13 protein-coding genes and 1 pseudogene are annotated in these 13,161 nt (G+C 67.1%); 4 read left to right on the top strand and 10 right to left on the bottom strand.

Features of this window, described 5'->3' with window-relative positions; translation table 11 throughout:
* Positions 1-366: PadR family transcriptional regulator (locus tag AC2VOU_RS06795; RefSeq protein WP_486956676.1), on the top strand; the 366-nt coding region annotated here is incomplete at its 5' end.
* Between the two features lie 50 nt (positions 367-416).
* On the opposite strand, the gene glpK is transcribed toward AC2VOU_RS06795, so the two are convergent.
* Positions 417-1,949 carry a glycerol kinase GlpK gene (gene glpK, locus AC2VOU_RS06790; RefSeq protein WP_486956675.1) on the bottom strand — a complete coding sequence of 511 codons (1,533 nt, stop codon included), beginning with the start codon at positions 1,947-1,949 and terminating at the stop codon, positions 417-419.
* Positions 1,950-1,988: 39 nt separating this feature from the next.
* Positions 1,989-2,696 (bottom strand): hypothetical protein, encoded by a 708-nt coding sequence (locus tag AC2VOU_RS06785; protein WP_486956674.1) that lies wholly within the window; start codon positions 2,694-2,696, stop codon positions 1,989-1,991.
* Positions 2,697-2,885: 189 nt separating this feature from the next.
* Between AC2VOU_RS06785 and AC2VOU_RS06780 the strand changes: the two genes are divergently transcribed.
* Both AC2VOU_RS06780 and AC2VOU_RS06775 read left to right on the top strand, forming a co-directional pair.
* Positions 2,886-4,364, top strand: coding sequence for a glutamate-cysteine ligase family protein (locus AC2VOU_RS06780; RefSeq protein WP_486956679.1), 1,479 nt, complete (start codon positions 2,886-2,888; stop codon positions 4,362-4,364).
* A gap of 10 nt (positions 4,365-4,374) precedes the next feature.
* The gene (locus AC2VOU_RS06775) at positions 4,375-5,052 is read left to right on the top strand and encodes a class I SAM-dependent methyltransferase (protein ID WP_486956673.1); all 678 of its coding nucleotides are present in this window, start codon (positions 4,375-4,377) and stop codon (positions 5,050-5,052) included.
* Positions 5,053-5,055: 3 nt separating this feature from the next.
* On the opposite strand, the gene egtE is transcribed toward AC2VOU_RS06775, so the two are convergent.
* From egtE to AC2VOU_RS06735, 8 genes are all read right to left on the bottom strand, one after another.
* A complete protein-coding gene (gene egtE / locus AC2VOU_RS06770; RefSeq protein ID WP_486956672.1) occupies positions 5,056-6,192 on the bottom strand; it encodes an ergothioneine biosynthesis PLP-dependent enzyme EgtE in 1,137 nt (378 codons plus the stop codon).
* Positions 6,189-7,154, bottom strand: coding sequence for an L-histidine N(alpha)-methyltransferase (gene egtD / locus AC2VOU_RS06765; protein ID WP_486956671.1), 966 nt, complete (start codon positions 7,152-7,154; stop codon positions 6,189-6,191). Before egtD ends, egtE begins: the two co-directional genes overlap by 4 nt.
* 3 nt (positions 7,155-7,157) lie before the next feature.
* The gene (gene egtC, locus AC2VOU_RS06760; RefSeq protein WP_486956670.1) at positions 7,158-7,853 is read right to left on the bottom strand and encodes an ergothioneine biosynthesis protein EgtC; all 696 of its coding nucleotides are present in this window, start codon (positions 7,851-7,853) and stop codon (positions 7,158-7,160) included.
* Complete coding sequence (gene egtB / locus AC2VOU_RS06755; RefSeq protein ID WP_486956678.1) at positions 7,853-9,127, bottom strand: ergothioneine biosynthesis protein EgtB; 1,275 nt, start codon at positions 9,125-9,127, stop codon at positions 7,853-7,855. Before egtB ends, egtC begins: the two co-directional genes overlap by 1 nt.
* Before the next feature lie 41 nt (positions 9,128-9,168).
* On the bottom strand, positions 9,169-10,446 hold the full coding sequence (gene egtA, locus AC2VOU_RS06750) for an ergothioneine biosynthesis glutamate--cysteine ligase EgtA (protein ID WP_486956669.1): 1,278 nt from the start codon (positions 10,444-10,446) through the stop codon (positions 9,169-9,171).
* Between the two features lie 99 nt (positions 10,447-10,545).
* The gene (locus AC2VOU_RS06745) at positions 10,546-11,178 is read right to left on the bottom strand and encodes a sensor domain-containing protein (protein WP_486956677.1); all 633 of its coding nucleotides are present in this window, start codon (positions 11,176-11,178) and stop codon (positions 10,546-10,548) included.
* Between the two features lie 26 nt (positions 11,179-11,204).
* Complete coding sequence (locus AC2VOU_RS06740; RefSeq protein ID WP_486956668.1) at positions 11,205-11,618, bottom strand: hypothetical protein; 414 nt, start codon at positions 11,616-11,618, stop codon at positions 11,205-11,207.
* A gap of 123 nt (positions 11,619-11,741) precedes the next feature.
* Entirely contained in the window at positions 11,742-12,080 is a 339-nt protein-coding gene (locus AC2VOU_RS06735; protein ID WP_486956667.1) for a hypothetical protein, read from the bottom strand.
* A gap of 690 nt (positions 12,081-12,770) precedes the next feature.
* Here AC2VOU_RS06735 and AC2VOU_RS06730 point away from each other — a divergent pair.
* Positions 12,771-12,926, top strand: a pseudogene (locus AC2VOU_RS06730) (type II toxin-antitoxin system Phd/YefM family antitoxin); the annotation flags it as partial.
* Between the last annotated feature and the right edge of the window lie 235 nt (positions 12,927-13,161).

Here is a 13,161-nt window from a genome sequence, read left to right as displayed (position 1 = left end):
ATCCAGGAGGTTGCCGAGCGCAGCCAGGACCTGTGGAAGCCCAGCCCCGGCTCGGTCTATCCGACCCTGCAGTTGCTGGTCGACGAGGGCTTGATCGTCGGCACCGAAACCGAAGGCAGCAAGAAGCTCTTCGAGTTGACCGACACCGGCAGAGAAAGCGCCGAAAAAGTCGTCACCCCGCCGTGGGACGAGATCGCCAACGGCGTAGACCCGGCCCACCTCAACCTGCGGGCCGCTATCGGCCAATTATTCGGCGCCGTCGCGCAATCCGCGCACGCCGCCAGCACCGAGCAGCAGCAACGCATCCTCGAGATCGTCAACAACGCTCGTCGGGAAATCTACTCGATTCTCGGCGAAGACGACTGATTGACCCGCACGCGATGGGGGCCGGCAGCTGCTGGTCCCCGTTGTTTGCCTCAGGTGACCTCGACCCAATCCAAGGTGCGCTGCACCGCTTTTCGCCATCCCGCATATCCCGCCGAGCGCTCCTGCTCGCTCCATACCGGCGTCCACCGCTTACCCTCGCGCCAATTGGCCCGTAGGTCATCGGGGCCCGACCAGAAACCGACCGCCAGACCCGCCGCGTAGGCGGCGCCCAAGGCTGTCGTCTCGGCGATCACCGGACGCACCACCTCGACACCGAGCACGTCCGCTTGGATCTGCATGCACAGCTCGTTCGCCGTGATTCCGCCGTCGACCTTCAAAACACCAAGGCGCACACCGGAATCGGCTTGCATTGCGTCGACCACATCGCGACTCTGATAACAGATCGACTCCAGTGTCGCGCGGGCCAGGTGGGCGTTGGTGTTGAAGCGCGACAGCCCGACGATCGCGCCGCGGGCATCCGAGCGCCAGTAGGGCGCGAACAAGCCGGAAAACGCCGGCACGAAATACACCCCGCCGTTGTCGTCGACTTGGCCGGCCAAGTCCTCGCTCTGCGCCGCGCCACTGATGATGCCGAGCTGATCCCGCAGCCATTGCACCGCGGAGCCAGTGACGGCGATCGAACCCTCAAGAGCATAAACAGGTTTGGCACCGCCGAATTGATAGCAGACGGTGGTCAACAGGCCGTTGGTCGATCGGACAATGTTTTCGCCGGTGTTCAGCAGCAGGAAGTTGCCGGTGCCGTAGGTGTTTTTGGTATCGCCGGGCTGGAGGCAGACCTGCCCGATCATGGCCGCGTGCTGATCGCCGAGAATCCCGGTGATCGGCACCGCGCCGCCGAGGGGGCCGTCGGCCGACGTATGGCCGTAGGGCTCGAGCGGCGTGGACGCCGCGATCGTCGGGAGCATTGCGCGCGGGATGCCGAAGAACGACAGCAGTTCGTCGTCCCAGTCCAAGGTCTCGAGATTCATCAGCATGGTCCGGCTGGCGTTGGTGACATCGGTGACGTGCACCCCGCCCCGTGAGCCGCCGGTCAGATTCCACAGCAGCCAGGTATCGGTGGTGCCGAACAGCGCCTCGCCACGCTCGGCCGCCTCGCGCACGCCGTCGACGTTTTCCAGGATCCATTGCAGTTTGCCGCCGGAGAAGTAGGTCGCCGGCGGCAGGCCCGCTTTGTGCCGGATGACGTCACCGCGACCGTCGCGGTCCAGTGCCGATGCGATCCGGTCGGTGCGGGTGTCCTGCCAGACGATCGCGTTGTAGTACGGCCGGCCGGTGCGCCGGTTCCACACCAGGGTGGTCTCACGCTGGTTGGTGATTCCCAGTGCGGCGATGTCCTTCGATGACAGGTCGGTCGCGTTGAGCGCCGACATCAGCACCGACGTGGTGCGCTCCCAGATCTCGATCGGGTTGTGCTCGACCCAGCCGGCTCGCGGCAGGAGCTGCTCGTGCTCGAGCTGGTGTCGACCCACCTCGCTGCCGTCATGCCCGAAGATGATGCAGCGAGTGCTGGTGGTGCCCTGGTCGATGGAAACGACGAACTCGGCCAACTGCTTCCCTCCCACGCTCGACGTCCATCATGGACTAGCCGGTGAGCGTGTGGTCTACACACCGGCGATGGCCCCCAAGCCGAGGTCGGGGTCGAGCACGGTACCGAGTGAATAGATCGGCGTGATCGCTCCGTCGACGTCGTCGAGGCCGACCTGAAAGAGCGCCGGAACGGTCAGCAGGAGCTCGGAGGTGTCCGATCCCGGTGTACCGGTGAAGAAGTCGACGTCAAACGGCAGTCCATTGGCCAGCCCGGTCGCATAGTTGTCGATCGCGAAGTTGGCAGAGTTGATGCTGAACGTGTCCTGGTATCCGCCCACATCGAAGGGCCCCAGAGAAATGACTCCCGCAGCCGGGGCGGGCGTACCGCCGAGGTCGATCAGACCGATGTCCGAGTTGACGAAGTCCGCGGGATCAAGTAGCGAAGAAATCGGGGTGATCGTCCCGTCGACGTCGGTGAAACCGCCTTGGAACAGCAGGGGAACGGTCAGCAGCACTTCACTGTCGCCCAACCCAGATGGATCGACGTAGACGTCGAGGTCGTAGGGGTAGCCGTCGTCGGACCCGACCAGATAGTTGTCGAATGCCCCGGTCGCCGTGTTGTAGGCGAGAGCTTCGGTGTACCCGTCGACCGTGACCGGCCCAATCGACGCCAGGTCACCCGAGTCGGCCTGCGCGACCGATCCGGTCAGCAGTGCGAGCGCCGGCGACGCGATCAGCATCCCCACGGCGGCAGCGGCTATTTGACGGTATGTGCGACCCATTTGTCGGCCCTCGAATCGTTTCCTGTGAAGCCCGTAAAACAGAGCTGAGATTGTTGCAAGGATCCAACGGATGCGTCAATACTCCAGGTCGTAATTCACCCAGATGGCACACGCGGGCAATTCGTCGTTACATCAATACATTTCGCTAACCTATTGCGCGACCGCGGGTAAGGCGGTTGCATCGGCGTGGTGGGCGAAGACGTCAAGCGGGCCACCTTCACACGGGTGGACCGGCAGGAGTACCGGCGCAAGGTGCAACTGTGCCTCGACGTCTTCGAGACGATGCTCGCGCAGTCCAGTTTCGAAATCGACCATCCGCTCACCGGGATGGAAATCGAATGCAACCTGGTCGACGACGCCTACCAACCGGTGATGGCGAACTCTGAGGTGCTGACCGCCATTGCCGACCCGGCGTATCAAACCGAATTAGGCGCGTACAACATCGAATTCAACGTTCCGCCCCGTCCGTTGGGCGGAGACACCAATGCGCGGCTGGAAGACGAAGTGCGGGCGAGCCTGAATGCCGCCGAGGCCAAGGCCGGCGGCCGCGGCGCCCACATTGTGATGATCGGGATTCTGCCGACGCTGATGCCCGAACATCTCGCCGGCGGATGGATGAGCGAGTCGTTACGCTACGTGGCGCTCAACGACTCGATCTTCAACGCCCGCGGTGAAGACCTGCAGATCGATATCGCCGGGGCCGAGCCGCTCAGCATGACGTCGACCTCGATTGCACCCGAATCTGCGTGCACCAGCATGCAATTACATCTTCAGGTGTCGCCGGAAGACTTCGCCGCGAACTGGAATGCCGCGCAGGTGCTGGCCGGGCCGCAGCTCGCGCTGGGCGCGAACTCGCCGTATTTGTTCGGCCATCAATTGTGGTCGGAGACCCGCATCGAACTGTTCGCGCAGTCCACCGACACGCGGCCCGACGAGTTGAAAACCCAAGGGGTACGGCCGCGGGTGTGGTTCGGCGAGCGGTGGATCACCTCGATCTTCGACCTGTTCGAGGAGAACGTCCGCTACTTTCCGTCGCTGCTCCCGGAGGTCTCCGACGAAGATCCGGTCGCCGAGCTCGAAGCCGGCCGCACTCCGAACCTGGCCGAATTGCGGCTGCACAACGGGACGGTCTACCGGTGGAATCGGCCGGTGTACGACGTCGTGGCGGGCCGGCCTCATCTGCGGTTGGAGAACCGGACGCTGCCCGCCGGGCCCACCGTCATCGACATGCTGGCCAATGCGGCGTTTTACTACGGCATGCTGCGCACGTTGTCCGGAGAGGACCGCCAGGTCTGGACCGGGATGGACTTCGTGGCAGCGGAACGCAATTTCACTGAAGCTGCACGACACGGCATGCGGGCAGAGCTGTTCTGGCCGGGTATCGGCACGGTCGATGCCGCCGAATTGGTGCTCGACGAACTGCTGCCGATGGCGTACGACGGGCTGGACCGCTGGGGCGTGGCCGCCGACATCCGGGATCGGCTGCTGGGGGTGATCGAAGGTCGGGCCCGTGCCCGCCGCAACGGTGCCAGCTGGCAAGTGTCCGCCGTGCGGGCATTGGGACAACGCGGTCTGGCCAGGCCCGCTGCGCTGGCCGAGATGCTGCGGCTGTACTGCGACCACATGCACAGCAACGAGCCCGTCCACACCTGGGAGGTTCCGGAGTAGCTTGGAACACATGGCAAATGAGGTAATGGACTGGGACAACGCGTACCGCCAGGAGGCCGGCTTCGAAGGCCCGCCGCCCTGGAACATCGGCGAGCCACAGCCGGAGCTGGCCGCGCTGGCGGCAGCCGGGAAATTCCGCAGCGATGTGCTCGACGCCGGATGTGGTTTCGCGGAGCTGTCCCTTGCCCTGGCCGCCGACGGCTACACCGTGCACGGAGTCGACCTCACGCCGACCGCCATTGCCGCCGCCACCAAAGCCGCCGAGAAGCGCGGGCTCGTCAGCGCCACCTATGAGCAGGCCGACATCACCACCTTCAGCGGACACGACGGCCGCTTCAACACCGTCGTCGACAGCACACTGTTCCATTCGCTGCCGGTCGAGGGTCGCGACAAGTACCTGAAGGCCGTTCACCGGGCGGCGGCCGACGGCGCCGGCTACTTCGTGCTGGTATTCGCCAAGGGCGCGTTCCCCAGCGAATGGGAGCAGAAGCCCAACGAAGTCGACGCGGACGAGCTACGCGACGCGGTCGGCAGGCACTGGCAGATCGACGAGATCCGCCCGGCGTACATTCACGCCAATACTCCACCGGCGCCGCAGCATTCGGATGTCGCGATGCCCGAGCACGAGCGCGACGAGAAGGGCCGGATGAAACTGCCCGCCTATCTGCTCAGCGCACACAAAGCCTGAGCATTACCGCAGAGTCGTCGTCGCATCGGCCAGCGCCGCGGCGAAAACGGCCAGCTCGTCGTGGGTGGTGTCGAGGTGCGGCGAGATCCGCAGCACCGGGGCGGTCAACTCCAGCGGCGCGCGCGCGACCGTCACGGCCGTCGTCACGATCCGCCGTTCGGTGATCAACCATTCACGGATGCTGCGCGGATCGGCCCCGTCGAGCGGGGCCAGCGTCGTGATCGCGCTGGGCTCGTCGAGCGCCTCGACCACTCGCCAGCCCGGAACGTCGGCCAGCGCAGTCCTGGCGGCTCGACCGACCCCGGCCAGCCGGGCGCGCACGGCGGCTGGGCCCGCTGCGGCGTACTCGCCAACTGCCACCGAAAAGCCTACTCGTGCAGACACATTGGCTTCACCAAGTTCGAGTCGCTCAGCCACTGACAACGGCCCCACCCAGTCCGGCGGCGGCAGTCGCGGCTGCAGCCGCCCGGCCAGCGTCGGCCGCATCACCAGAACGCCGACACCGCGCGGGCCGGCCAGCCACTTGCGCGACGACGCGTAGAGCGCGTCGGCGCCCACCGCGCAGTCGACGTGCCCGAGCGCCTGAGCGGCGTCGACGATCAGCGGTATCCCCAGGCCGCGGCACAGCTGCGCCACCTCGCGCAGCGGCTGCACCACGCCGCGATGGCTGCCGACTGCCGTCAGGTGGACCAGGTCCGGCGGGTCGGCGGCCAGGCTGATCGCCGCCTCGCGCAGCGCAACCCGCCCCTCGCTGTCCGTCGGCAGCGTCGTGCGCTCGAAGCCGTGCACGGCCATCAACGCCAAGTTCGGCCCGTACTCGCCGGGCAGGCAGGCCAGCGTCCGGCCGCCGGCCGGCCAACTGGACAACAGCAGCTCCAGCGCATGCTGCGACCCGGTGGTGAAAACGACCTCCGCGTCGGGGAGGCCGGCCAGCGCGGCGACCGCGGCGCGGCCGGCGTCGAGCACCGGGGCGGCTGCCTCCGCGGCGACGTACCCGCCGACCTCGGTTTCGTGTCGCGCATGACGGTCGGCCGCGTCGAGGGCCGCAAAGCTCTGCCGCGAGCACGCGGCGCTGTCCAGGTGCAGCCCCGCGACCGGTGGCCGGGCGGCCCGCCAGGTCTCGGCCAGCCGCGCGCTCACTTGACCGACAGCGACAACCCGAAATCTCCCGCGCCGTCCGTCCACCACCGGGCGAGCTGCAGGCCCGCCTGAGCGAGTTCATCAGCCACTCCGTCAGCCCGGAACTTGCAGGACACCTCGGTGAGAACCTGTTCGCCCGCCTCGAATGCGACGGTCACATTCAGCGCGGCGATACGCACCCGCTGAATCCGCTCGGATTGCAGCCACATTTCCATCCGCTCCTCGACCGCATTCCAGGTAGCGACGTGACGGAACGCGTCGACGTCGAAGTCGGCGTTGAGTTCCCGGTTGATCACCGCCAGCACGTTGCGGTTGAACTCGGCCGTCACACCGGCGGCGTCGTCGTAGGCGGCCACCAGCCTGCTGTCGTCCTTGACCAGGTCGGTGCCCAGCAGCAGGCTGTCGCCCGGTTGCAGCGAATCGGCCAGCCCGGCCAGGAATTCCGCGCGTGCGCCGGGCTCCAGGTTGCCAATCGTCGAGCCCAGGAACGCGAACAGCCGTCGGCCGCCGCCCGGAATCTTGGCCAGGTGCTCCTCGAAATCGCCGCAGACCGCGGCGATCTCGATGCCGGGATACTCGTCCTGGATTGCTGTCGAAGCGAGCGACAGCATGCCGGCGTCAACGTCGAACGGGACGAAGCGGCGAAGGACGCCGCCGTCACGCAGGGCGTCCAGCAGCAGCCGGGTCTTCTCCGACGTCCCGCTGCCCAACTCGACCAGCGTGTCGGCGCCGGTGACCGATGCGATCTCCGCAGCACGGGCACGCAGGATCTCCGCCTCGGCGCGAGTCGGATAGTACTCCGGCAGCCGGGTGATCCGGTCGAACAGGTCGCTGCCCACTGAGTCGTAGAACCACTTGGGCGGCAACGATTTCGGCGAGCACTGCAGTCCTGCGCGCACATCACGGCACAGCGCCTCGAAGGCCGAGTCGGCAGCCAGGTGGTTGGACAATGTCAACGTCATCAACTATCCCTTCGTTGGGTGCAGCGCGGTCATGGTCACCCGTTGCGCGGTGACCTCGACGAGGTGGCGATCGGGGACGTCCGCCCAGCCGGGCTGGTCGTCGTAGGGCTCACTGGCCAGCACCACGCCGTCGTCTCGACGCAGTATCGACAAGGTATCACCCCAGGTGGTGGCGATCAGGCGAGAACCGTTGGCCGCCAGGATATTCAGCCGAGCGCCCGGGTCGGCCCCGCCCACCTGGGCGATCGTCTGACCGATCGCGTCGAGCCCGCGCTCGAATATCAACGCGGCCAGAACCGCACTGTCGCAGATGGATTCGGCCGCGCCGCGGAGTGGCAGCGCGTCGCGGTCGACGACCCCGTTGTGCGACAGCAGCCACTGCCCATCGGTGAACGGCGCCGTCGCGCTGGCTTCGATCGGCATCCCGACGGTGGCTGAGCGCACCGCGGCAACCACGCAGTGACTGTGCAGCGCCGGTGCGATGGAATCGAACGACACATCTCCCCACAGCGGGGCGGCGCTACGCCAGCGCCGCGGTGTGGCGCCGTCGAAAAAGCCCACCCCCCAACCGTCGGCGTTCATCAGTCCGTGCTGTTGCCGGCGCGGGGCATACGACTGCACCCGCAGCCCCTGCGGAGGGTCGAGCACCAGCGCGGCGATCGAGGTCTCGCGTCCGAGCCAGCCCAGGTGACGGCACATCAGGAGTGCCCCCCCGGATCTACGTCGACCGACCACGCGAGCCGGACGCCGCAGAAGATCTGCCGACGGTACGGGTGATCCCAATTGCGAAAGCTGGGACGCATGATGCCCGGCTCCACGGCCCACGACCCGCCGCGCAAGACCCGGTAGTCGCCGCCGAAGAACGGTTCCGAATACCGTTGGTAGATCATCGGCATGAAACCCGGCCAGGGCTGGAATGTCGAGCTGGTCCATTCCCAGACGTCGCCGAGCATCTGCTCCACTCCGTAGGCGGACGCCCCCCCGGGATATGCGCCGACCGGTGCCGGGCGCAGCGCATCGCCCCCGAGGTTGGCCAGCGTCGACGACGGCTCGTCGACTCCCCACGGATAGCGCCGGCGCGCCCCACGCTGCGGATCCCACGCGCACGCCTTCTCCCACTCGCACTCGGTGGGCAGCCGGGCGCCAGCCCACTCCGCGTAGGCCTCGGCCTCGAAATAGCTGACGTGCTGGACGGGTTCATCGACCCGGATCTCCTCGACGACGCCGAATCGGGTGCGGCTCTGCCCGTCGGCGGCCCAGAACTGTGGCGCGGTCAGCCCGGCATCTTCGCGGTGCTTCCACCCACGCGCGGACCACCACCGCGGTTGCGCGTAACCACCGTCCTCGACGAACTGCCGCCACTCGCCGTTGGTGACCGGGACCCGGCCGATGCGGAACGTCGGCACGTCGACGACGTGCGCCGGCCGTTCGTTGTCGAGCGCGAACGGCTCGTCGACGCCGTCGACGCCGAGCACGAACGGACCACCGGGTATCTCGACCGATGCCCCGGCGAGCCCGGCCCGACCGGCCGGCAGCGGGCGGGCAGCGTGCAAGAGCGCCGGTCCGGGGCGCAGGTTCAGCGCCTGCAGCATGGTCTCGTCGTGCTGGTTCTCGTGGCTGACCACCAGGCCGTACACGAAATTCCGGTCGGGTTCGTCCGGCAGCCGGTCGAGGGCATCGAGTGCCGCCGTTCGCACGGTTCGGCAGTAACTGCGGGCCTGCGCCGGAGTCAACAACGGCAGGTCGACACGGCTCGCCCGCGAGTGCACAAACGCGTCGTAAAGGCTGTCCACGGCGCCGGGCAAGATTCCCGGCCGGTCCGGGTTGCCACCTCGCAGCAGCCACAACTCTTCCTGCTGTCCGATATGCGCCAGGTCCCACACCAGTGGGCTCATCAGCGGGTCGTACTGACGGCACAGCTCGGCGTCGTCGAAATCGACCAGCCGCAAGGTTCTGGCGCGGGTCCGCTGCATGTCGCGGACCAGCTCTTCGCGTAAGGCCCCAGCGCGTGACGTCACTGCTCCCCCAGCGCGAGGGTGCTCACGGTGGCCGCGATGCCGCTTTCGATCACCCGGTCGGCGAAGTCGTCGGCCGGGCACCGGGCCTGCGCTACTGCATCGGCCAGGCGCTGCATCCCGTCGCGCAGAGCGGCGGGCGCGCGTTCGGCCGCGATGGCCACGCACCGGTTGGCGGCGCTGAAGATCCGCTTCTCGCCCAGTCCGATCCGGGCGGCGGTATCCCAGGCGGTCGCGACGGGCTCGACCACCTCGGCGGCGATATCGGCGGCGGCCGGGTCGTCGAGCAGGGTCACCATCGTGAACACCACCGCCGGCCAGACGTCGGCCGGCAAGCTGTCGAGGTAGCGGATCTCCAGCCACTGCCGAGGCCGCACCGGCGGAAACAGGGTGGTCAGGTGATACGCCAGGTCGTGGTGCGTGGGACGGCGGCCGCCGAGCAGTTCGCGGCCGTCGGCCCAGTCGGCGAACGGCAGGTAGTGGGTGACCGGCACCGGTTCGGGACTGTGCACCAGCATCACCGGGGCCTTCAGCGCGTACCGCGCCCAGTCGGTGCCGGGGTCGTCGCCGCTGGCGGTCAGGATCGGCCCGCAGCGCGCCGCATCGAGCTGGCTCCAGACCCGCTGCCGGGTCGATCCCCAGCCGGAGAATTTGCCGCCGAGCATGGGGGAGTTGGCCGAGATCGCGACCATCACCGGCCCGAGTGCGTGGGCCAACCGGACCCGGTCGGCCCATCCGGCTCGCGGACCGGCATCGAGGTTTACCTGAAGTGATGCGGTCGAGGTCATCATCGCCGCGCCCGCTTCACCGGTGTGGCTGGCCGCGAAGAACCGTTCCATCGCGCGATAGCGGGCTCCCGGGTTGACCCGCTTGGCCGGCCGCAGCGGATCGGCGCCCAGCGGGACCAGGCCCAGGCCGGCGGCGTCGAAGGCCTTGTGCAGCACCGCCTGGTCGCTGGAGATCGCCTCGATCGCGGCCGACACACCCGGCGCAGGCGGGCCGGAGAGTTCCACCGCTCCACCGGGTTCCACGGTGACCACGCTCTCGCCCGGCATCGACGGCAGGGACGCGAGCACGTCGGTGATCTCATCCCAGGCCGGCCGGCGGTAAGGGTCGGCCGGGTCGTAACAGTGGGCCTCGATCTCCAGGCCGACCCGGCCGACCGGGCCGTCGGCCAAGCAGGTCTGCGCGATGAACTGCGCCGCAGCCGCGGAACTGTCGAATCCGCCGTCGACCGGACACGCGTCGCCGTGCTGCGATGCGACGGCAAAAGCCATCATCCGGTCCCTTCGGCTCCTGTTGCGCACGGCCGCCCAACGATAGTCACAAGCTTCATCTTCCAGATGGCACTGACATATTCCCGACGGCTCCGGCCGTTACTGCCCGAGCGTGTTCTCGATAGCGCCGGCCAGCACGTTTACCGCCGGACCGCCGTTGCCGGACTGACAGACTTTGGCTTGCAGCAGGACGTTTTCCCGCAGCCGGGTCTGGACGAAACATCGCCGGTCGGTGCCGACCTCCTGTTTGCTCCACGCCGCGTCGGTGGCGCCCGCCGGCGGCCCGTCGAAGGTCCACACCTGTGTGGTGCCGTTGTCGAGGTGCATAGGCGTGGTCTGACCCGAACAGCCGACCGTACGGTCCACCACACGATGAAATGCCGCACTCGCCGCGGCGCCGGTGGCGAATACCCCGACCGCCTGCTTGACCAGGTGCGTCTGGTCGGTCGGCGAGGTCTGCGTGCTGGCTCCGTTGAACGACGCCAGGTCCGGATCGTTGTACACCTCCGGCAACCCGATGTCGGCCCAGTTGTTGCACACGGGATTGTCGACGAAGTACGCCTGGAACGGCTGGGTGAACAGCGACTCGTCCCGCATCGGCCCGCCCACGATGTTGCCCACCGAACCCTTGCCCAAGACCGCGTAATTCACGACGCCGGGATCCGATGGCCGCGCCGATGCGGTCGGGATGCCCGCGGTGAGCGAAACACAACCCAGCGCCAGCGCCGCCACGACGACCTGCCTGTTCACGGTTGCCGTTACGGCGTGTAGGTGGGCGGCGGTGGCGGGGGCTCCTCGGGACCGCCATGCCCCCCGTGGCCACCCGGTCCCATCCCTGGCCCCATCCCCGGCCCCCACGGACCCCACGGACCGGAGCCCGGCGGGAAAGGTCCGCCCGGGAAGACGACATACGGCGGTGGACCGTCGGGGCCGCCGGGTGCGTCCGGCGCGAACATCCGGTGGTGGTGGCGACACTGGGGACCTTTCCCGGTGAGCTCGGCGCCCGCGAAAAAAACGACCGCCAGCACGAAAACGGTGCCGGCCACGATCACCACCCACGCCGCGGCCTGATACAGCCGGGCGGGTTTTGCCGCCGGCGGGGGCCCGGCGGGATGGCCGGCTGTGGGCGGGGCCGCGGGCGGCTGGACCGGGGGTTCGGATGCTTGGGTCATGAGTCGATCATGCCCAGCCAGGGTCTGCCCATCAACCAGCAACGTGGGGCGAGTCGGAGCCGTCAATTTCGAATGAGGGAGCCCGGCGCCCCTGGGGACGCCGGGCTCGGTGGAACTCCGCGGCTACGGCTGCGCCGGAGTCAACGACGGCGTGACCGATGGCGGCATCTGCGACGGCCCTGGACCGCCGAACCCGTGCTGGAATCCCGTGCGCTCGTCGTGGTGTTTCGGGCCCTCCTGCATCATCGGGTGGTGGCGCGCGCCGTGATGGTGGCATTTGTGATGGCCCAGGTGGGCGGCCTTGAAGCCGGCGAAGAAGATGCTCAAGACGATGAACGCAATGCCTGCGACAATTCCAACCCACGCGGCGAATCGGTAGAGCCAGTACGGTTTGGCGGCCACTGTCGCGGGCTCCGTGACGGCAGTGGTCGGTGTTGTCGGGGTGTCGGGTGTTTCGGTCATACCGGAAATGATGCAAAGCCACGAATAGGCACTGCTGGGTGCCACCTATGAAAATGCTATGAGCCGAGCCGCGGGTGATTCTTGGCCTCGAAGGCCGGCTGACCGCCGTCAAACGCCCGCCACATCCGGCATTAAGAAGACGGTGGTGAAACCGAGTTGGCTTAACCTGATGCTGGCGTGTCGGCCGGTCGTGCGCTTGCCGCTTTCCACCTGCCCCTGCTGGCGTCGAGTGTGCGCTGACGGCGTCGAGTGTGCACAGGGGGCGGGATTCTCGCGATTTGCCCGCCCACGTTGCACGCTCGACGCCCAGAATGCACACTCGATTCACGTGTCGCAGACCGGACCCGAAAACACCCGCATCAGGGGGTAGATTCCCGACTTGCGACTAAGGTGACGTGTCTCTGCTGCCGACCGAGTGAACCCGCGCCGAACGTGCACACACTGCGATTTTTGCCGCGATTTTTCGCATTGGTTACACGTTCGGCAAGCCAGTCCGTCATGGGGTACATCAACGACTTGTCACTAACCGGAGATCACTCCGCCGTTTCGCTGGACTGTCAGCAACAAAAGGGCTGGTAGAAGGCTGGCTTACCGGCTTGAGCTTTGCGGAATCGCTGAGACAGACTGGAGATGCTGTTTGCGAACGAACAATGTAGACAAAAGTAGATAATTAGCTGGTAGCCTGGCCGCATGAAGTCGATCTCAGTCGGTGAACTGCGCCAGAATCCTGCCCCGATGATCGCCGGCCTCGAAGGGGGCGAGCCATACGCGCTGACCCGCCATAACCGCCGGATCGGCACGATACTTCCCGCGGTCTCGTCGGCAGCCCTTATTCCCCGGAAGGCAAGCGGACCCGCACGTACCCGCACTATCGTCCGGCACGACCTCATCACGGCATCGACAATCGATGAGCTTCTCAACGAAGAAAAGGGCCCGTGGTGACTTACCATTACCTCGACAGCTCGGTCGCGGTACGCATCATGCTCGCCCATTCGCCGTCAGCGGCCCGCTGGTTCGACAGCACAACCGGCAGGGACGATGATCGCGTCGTTTCCTCACGCATCCTCCGCACCGAGATCAC

Source organism: Mycobacterium sp. TH-M25 (genome assembly GCF_057473665.1).
The sequence above is the reverse complement of the archived record's forward strand: the minus strand, read 5'-3'. Positions and strand labels throughout refer to the sequence as shown.

What these genes read in the sequence shown, in the direction of transcription:
- AC2VOU_RS06740 (WP_486956668.1), bottom strand. Translation starts at nt 11,618, where the DNA reads ATGACCCAAGCATCCGAACCCCCGGTCCAGCCGCCCGCGGCCCCGCCC.
- egtD (WP_486956671.1), bottom strand. Translation starts at nt 7,154, where the DNA reads ATGACGTTGACATTGTCCAACCACCTGGCTGCCGACTCGGCCTTCGAG.
- AC2VOU_RS06775 (WP_486956673.1), top strand. Translation starts at nt 4,375, where the DNA reads ATGGCAAATGAGGTAATGGACTGGGACAACGCGTACCGCCAGGAGGCC.
- AC2VOU_RS06785 (WP_486956674.1), bottom strand. Translation starts at nt 2,696, where the DNA reads ATGGGTCGCACATACCGTCAAATAGCCGCTGCCGCCGTGGGGATGCTG.
- egtC (WP_486956670.1), bottom strand. Translation starts at nt 7,853, where the DNA reads ATGTGCCGTCACCTGGGCTGGCTCGGACGCGAGACCTCGATCGCCGCG.
- AC2VOU_RS06735 (WP_486956667.1), bottom strand. Translation starts at nt 12,080, where the DNA reads ATGACCGAAACACCCGACACCCCGACAACACCGACCACTGCCGTCACG.
- egtB (WP_486956678.1), bottom strand. Translation starts at nt 9,127, where the DNA reads ATGCAGCGGACCCGCGCCAGAACCTTGCGGCTGGTCGATTTCGACGAC.
- egtA (WP_486956669.1), bottom strand. Translation starts at nt 10,446, where the DNA reads ATGGCTTTTGCCGTCGCATCGCAGCACGGCGACGCGTGTCCGGTCGAC.